This is a genomic window from Pseudomonas sp. 05N434 (genome assembly GCF_056396965.1).
In genome coordinates this window covers 1-5,294 of the sequence record NZ_JBFTMK010000354.1, presented here as the reverse complement: position 1 = coordinate 5,294, position 5,294 = coordinate 1, and the positions used below count along the sequence as shown (strand labels likewise).

At 59.6% G+C, this 5,294-nt stretch carries 5 protein-coding genes; 1 reads left to right on the top strand and 4 read right to left on the bottom strand.

The features are described from left to right. Positions 1-993, bottom strand: a 993-nt coding sequence (locus AC1DLB_RS20315; protein WP_477785531.1) for a carbon starvation CstA family protein, incomplete at its 3' end; no start/stop codon positions are given. Between the two features lie 160 nt (positions 994-1,153). On the opposite strand from AC1DLB_RS20315, the gene AC1DLB_RS20310 reads away from it, so the two are divergent. Continuing rightward, positions 1,154-1,522: a PilZ domain-containing protein gene (locus tag AC1DLB_RS20310; RefSeq protein WP_018925823.1), complete on the top strand. Its 369-nt coding sequence runs from the start codon at positions 1,154-1,156 to the stop codon at positions 1,520-1,522. A 63-nt stretch (positions 1,523-1,585) separates the two neighbouring features. On the opposite strand, the gene radA is transcribed toward AC1DLB_RS20310, so the two are convergent. The 3 genes from radA to katB are packed head-to-tail and all read right to left on the bottom strand — an operon-like array spanning position 1,586 to position 5,152. Further along, a complete protein-coding gene (radA, locus tag AC1DLB_RS20305) occupies positions 1,586-2,953 on the bottom strand; it encodes a DNA repair protein RadA (RefSeq protein WP_477785530.1) in 1,368 nt (455 codons plus the stop codon). Positions 2,954-2,998: 45 nt separating this feature from the next. After that, the gene (locus AC1DLB_RS20300; protein WP_477743865.1) at positions 2,999-3,553 is read right to left on the bottom strand and encodes an ankyrin repeat domain-containing protein; all 555 of its coding nucleotides are present in this window, start codon (positions 3,551-3,553) and stop codon (positions 2,999-3,001) included. 57 nt (positions 3,554-3,610) lie between these two features. Further along, entirely contained in the window at positions 3,611-5,152 is a 1,542-nt protein-coding gene (gene katB, locus AC1DLB_RS20295) for a catalase KatB (protein WP_477785529.1), read from the bottom strand. Positions 5,153-5,294: the final 142 nt, after the last annotated feature.

The window sequence follows — 5,294 nt, the reverse complement described above, 5'->3', positions numbered from 1 at the left end:
GAACGGGAACAGCCCGCCCTTCCACACCGGCCCGGTGCCGTCAATGAACTGGGTCAATGCCGGCATTTTCAGCACGGGCATGGTGATCAGAATGCCGATCGCCAGGGCGACGATGGTGCCGATCTTGAGGAACGTGGACAGGTAATCACGCGGCGCCAGAATCAGCCACACCGGCAACACGGCTGCCACGAAACCGTAGCCGATCAGCATCCAGGTGATCTGGACCCCGGTAAAGCTGAACGCCTTGGCCCACACCGGGTCAGCGGCGATCTGCCCGCCCAGCCAGATCGAACCCAGCAGCAACGCCACGCCGATCACCGAGATTTCACCGATACGGCCCGGGCGGATGTAGCGCATGTAGACACCCATGAACATCGCGATCGGGATGGTCGCCATTACCGTGAAAATGCCCCACGGGCTCTCGGCCAGGGCCTTGACCACGATCAGCGCCAGCACCGCGAGGATGATGATCATGATCAGGAAGCAGCCAAACAGCGCGATGGTCCCGGGGATACGGCCCATTTCTTCACGGACCATGTCGCCCAGGGAACGGCCGTTGCGGCGGGTAGACATGAACAGGACCATGAAGTCCTGAACCGCACCGGCCAGCACCACGCCGGCAATCAGCCACAGCGTACCGGGCAGGTAACCCATCTGCGCCGCCAACACCGGACCGACCAGCGGTCCCGCGCCGGCGATGGCCGCGAAGTGGTGGCCGAAAAGAATGTGTTTATTGGTCGGCACGTAGTCCAGACCGTCATTGTTGATTACGGCAGGTGTAGCCCGACGCGAATCGAGTTGCATCACATTGTTAGCGATGAACAGGCTGTAGTAGCGGTATGCGACAAGATAGATAGCGACGGCTGCGACAACGATCCACAAGGCGTTGATCGCCTCGCCTCGACGCAATGCCACTACGCCCAGGGCGCACGCTCCTACGACTGCCAGCAGCAGCCAGGGTAAGTGGCGTAGCGGGCTATTATTATTTTTCATTTTATGATTCCAGCCAGAGTGGACAAGAAAGACAGCCATCTCGAGTTTAGCGCTACTGACGGCAAAGACCATAGTTCGACATCAGTCTAGAGCCATCACTGTGCTGGCAGCCTCCGGCAATGCAGGTCTATAGTCAGCGAACCTTTACGAGGATTGCGCCATGAGCGAACAACCTGCCGATCGCCGCCGCTTCAGACGTATTGCGTTCGATGCCCGAACCGAGCTGAGCCAAGGGGAATTCACCTGGCCGGTGCGGCTGATTGACCTGTCGCTCAAGGGACTGCTGGTCGAGAAGCCCGAGCCATGGCTGGGTAATCGGGAATGGCATTTCCTGGTCGATATTCATCTCAACGATGACCTCGCCATCAAGATGGATGTGCAACTGACCCACGATGACCATGACCAGCTCGGGTTCGTCTGCAAACACATCAGCCTGGAATCCATCGAGCGCCTGCGGCGGTTGATTGAGTTCAACCTGGGCGATCCCCGGGAACTAGAGCGCGAATTGGGTGCCCTGATCGAAGCCTGAAGGCCTCCCCCTTCCATTGTGGGAGCCTGCTCGCTCCCACAGGGTTTGTGTCCCGTTTACGGTTTATTCGAACAGTGCGTCGAGGGCCTGTTCCAGGCGCGTCACGGCGATAATCTGCAACCCCGGCGGCGGCTCTTTCGGCGCGTTGCCCTTGGGTACGATGGCGCGTTTGAAGCCGTGCTTGGCCGCCTCTTTCAAGCGCTCCTGGCCACTCGGTACCGGGCGTACTTCACCCGACAACCCGACTTCGCCAAACACCAGCAGATCGTGCGGCAGCGGCCGGTTGCGCAAACTGGACATGACCGCCGCCATCAGCGCCAGATCAGAAGCGGTTTCCAGGACCTTCACACCACCGACCACGTTGAGGAACACGTCCTGATCGTGGGTCGGGATGCCGCCGTGGCGGTGCAAAACCGCCAACAACATGGCCAGGCGATTCTGATCCAGACCGAGCGTCACCCGGCGCGGGTTGGCCAGGTGGCTGTCATCTACCAGCGCCTGGACTTCCACCAGCATCGGCCGGGTGCCTTCCCACGTGGCCATGACCACACTGCCCGGGACTTCTTCCTGAGCGCGTGTCAGGAAAATCGCCGAAGGGTTGGAGACTTCTTTCAGTCCTTTGTCGGTCATGCCGAACACGCCCAGTTCATTCACCGCGCCGAACCGGTTTTTCACCGCCCGCAGCAAACGCAGGCGCCCATCGGATTCGCCTTCGAAATACAGAACGGTGTCGACCATGTGCTCCAGCACTCGGGGGCCGGCCAGCGCACCTTCTTTAGTGACATGGCCCACGAGGAAAATCGCCGTGCCGCTTTGCTTGGCGTAACGCACCAGCAATGCCGCACTTTCGCGCACCTGGGAGACGCCCCCCGGTGCCGACTGCAGTTGCTCGGTGAAGATCGTCTGAATCGAGTCGATCACCATCACCTTGGGCTTTTCCTGCCGGGCGGTGGCAATGATGGTTTCAATACAGGTTTCAGTCATCACCCGCAGTTGATCCTGAGGCAAGCCCAGCCGCCGGGCACGCATGGCCACTTGTTGCTGGGACTCTTCGCCGGTGACATACAGCGCCGGCATGCTCTTGGCGAGGTTGCACAAGGYTTGCAACAGAATCGTCGACTTGCCGATGCCGGGGTCACCACCGATCAACACCACCGAGCCATCCACCAGGCCGCCACCCAAAACTCGATCGAGCTCACTGGACGCCGTGGAAAAACGCGGAATTTCTTCGACGCTGACTTCGGCCAGGGTCTTGATCTGTGCCTGCTGGCCGGTCCAACCGGTGCGACCGCTGGGGGCCGCGGCGCCGCCACTCTCCACCATGGTTTCGGTCAGCGTGTTCCAGGCCCCGCATTCGCCGCACTGGCCGGCCCACTTGGGGAAGGTTGAGCCACACTCGGTGCAGCCGTACATGCGCTTGGCCTTGGCCATCTGAACTCCCGGCAAAAACCGCGATGATAGCTCAGCTGACGCGGATCAGCGCGGCGCCGCCGTGCGGATTTCACCGCTGGCCAGACGCGCGGCACTGTTGCCCAACGGATCCTCGGCGTTCAGGTCCGCCCCTTTGGCCTTGAGTGCGTCGAGCAACTCGACGCGCTTGAACAACCCGGCATACATGGCGGCAGTCTGCCCGGCGCCGTTGCGTTGGTCGGGGCTGCAATTGGCGGCCAGCAGGGTTCGAGCGATCTGCACTTCGCCTTTGAAAATCGCGCCCATCAGCGCGGTATTGCCGCGTTGGTCCTGAGCGCAGGCGTCCGCCCCGGCCGCCAACAAGCGCTCCACGGCAGCCCCCTGACCGTGATAGGCGGCCAGTATCAACGCGGTGTAACCCTTGCTGTCGCGGGTGTCGAGGGAATAGCCGGCCTCGATGAAAGTCTCGAGCATCGGCACATCCCCCCTCCGGGCGGCATCGAAATAGTAATCCTGTAATTGCGCTTTCAGCGCCTCGGGGTCCTTCGAGACTTGCGCGTCAGGCCCGGCAAATACACCGAACGACACGCACGCCAGAAACACAGACAGAAAAACACGCATGGCGGGACTCCTTGGTCAGACGGGACCCCGTACGAGGCCCCGCTTCAGGCAGATAGATCAGTCGACCAGTTTGGCCGCCAACGCCTTGACCCGGGCCAGATCACCCTTGGCCACTTTGGTTACGCCTGTCCCGTATTCCGGGTCGGCCTTGTACAGGAAGGACAGAATGATGTGCTTGCTCTCGTCATCGGTGGTGGCCAGGGAGCCGCCAAAGCTGTCGATCAGGTCCTGACGTTCCTTCTGGTTGAACGAGCGATACAGATCACCGGCCTGCTTGAAGTTCTGCTCACGTTGAATCTTCGCCTGCTGCGTGCTGCCCGACAGGGTCGACTGGCTGTAACGCGCAGTTTGCGGCTCCTCACGGGGCAGCAGACGGCTCGGCTGGTAATTCACCCCCGTGCTGCTGGCGCCGATGTTCATCGCACCATCCTGATTACCGTTGTTCACGGCGACTTTCGGTGCGTTGATCGGCAACTGCAGTGCATTGGCCCCCAGGCGATACAGTTGGGTATCGGCATACGAGAACACTCGCCCCTGCAATAAGCGATCTTCCGAAGGCTCGATACCCGGAACCAAGTTGGCCGGTGCCATCGCCACTTGTTCGGTTTCCTGGAATACATTCGCCGGATTACGGTTCAATACCATCTGTCCAACTTTTCGCTCAGGAACACCGGGCCAGATCTTGGTGGCGTCCAATGGATCGAAATCAAACTTGGACAAATCTTGAGGATTTAGAACCTGGACGTACAAGTCCCACTTCGGAAAGTCCCCCTTGTTAATATGAGCAACCAAGTCGTTGGTCATATGACTGTAATCTTGACCTTGAACATTGGCGACTTCTTTAGGAGTGAGATTTTTTATTCCCTGCAAACTTTTCCAGTGAAACTTTACATAGTAAACTTCGCCCTGGGCGTTAACCAACTTGTAGGCATGCACACTGTTGCCGTCCATCTCCCGATAACTGGCCGGGGTGCCGGAGTTGGAATACAACTCGGTCAAGGTGCGAGTGGCTTCCGGAACATGAGAGAAGAAATCGAAACGACGGGAGTCATCGTCAAGATTGGTGCGCGGGTCCGGCTTGAAGGCATGGACCATGTCCGGAAACTTGATGGCGTCCCGGATGAAGAAGGTCGGGAAATTGTTGCCGACCAGGTCCCAGTTACCGTCGGCGGTGTAGAACTTGGTGGCGAACCCCCGCGGGTCACGCAGGGTTTCCGGGGAGTGGTTGCCGTGGACCACTGCGGAGAAACGCACAAATACCGGTGTGCTCTGGCCGCCGGCGAATACCTTGGCCTTGGTCAAGTCACTGAGGTCGTCAGTCATGGTGAACGTGCCATGGGCGCCGGTGCCACGGGCATGCACCACACGCTCAGGAATGCGTTCACGGTCGAAACGCTGGAGCTTCTGAATCAACTGTACGTCTTGCAACAGCACCGGCCCGGTCGCGCCGGCGGTTTGCGAATTCTGGTTATCGCCGACAGCGGCACCATTATCACGGGTCAACGTCGCAGCGTTGATGGAGAAGGACAGCAGGCTGACGCTCAGAACGCCGAAGGTACGACGGAGGGGAAAAGCCCCGAGGCCAAGGGGAGTTGTCATGGAAGTTTCCTCTGGTTTTATTAAGCGCATCCTGGTGCGCACCGCAGAGGCTAGTGACTCAAAGGCCAAAACATAAATAGAAATCCCGTACCGAGCCGATAGCGAAAAGGTTCTGGAAAGCCCGGTCTAGAGCGGGTAGACG

What these genes read in the sequence shown, in the direction of transcription:
- AC1DLB_RS20310 (WP_018925823.1), top strand. Translation starts at nt 1,154, where the DNA reads ATGAGCGAACAACCTGCCGATCGCCGCCGCTTCAGACGTATTGCGTTC.
- AC1DLB_RS20300 (WP_477743865.1), bottom strand. Translation starts at nt 3,553, where the DNA reads ATGCGTGTTTTTCTGTCTGTGTTTCTGGCGTGCGTGTCGTTCGGTGTA.
- katB (WP_477785529.1), bottom strand. Translation starts at nt 5,152, where the DNA reads ATGACAACTCCCCTTGGCCTCGGGGCTTTTCCCCTCCGTCGTACCTTC.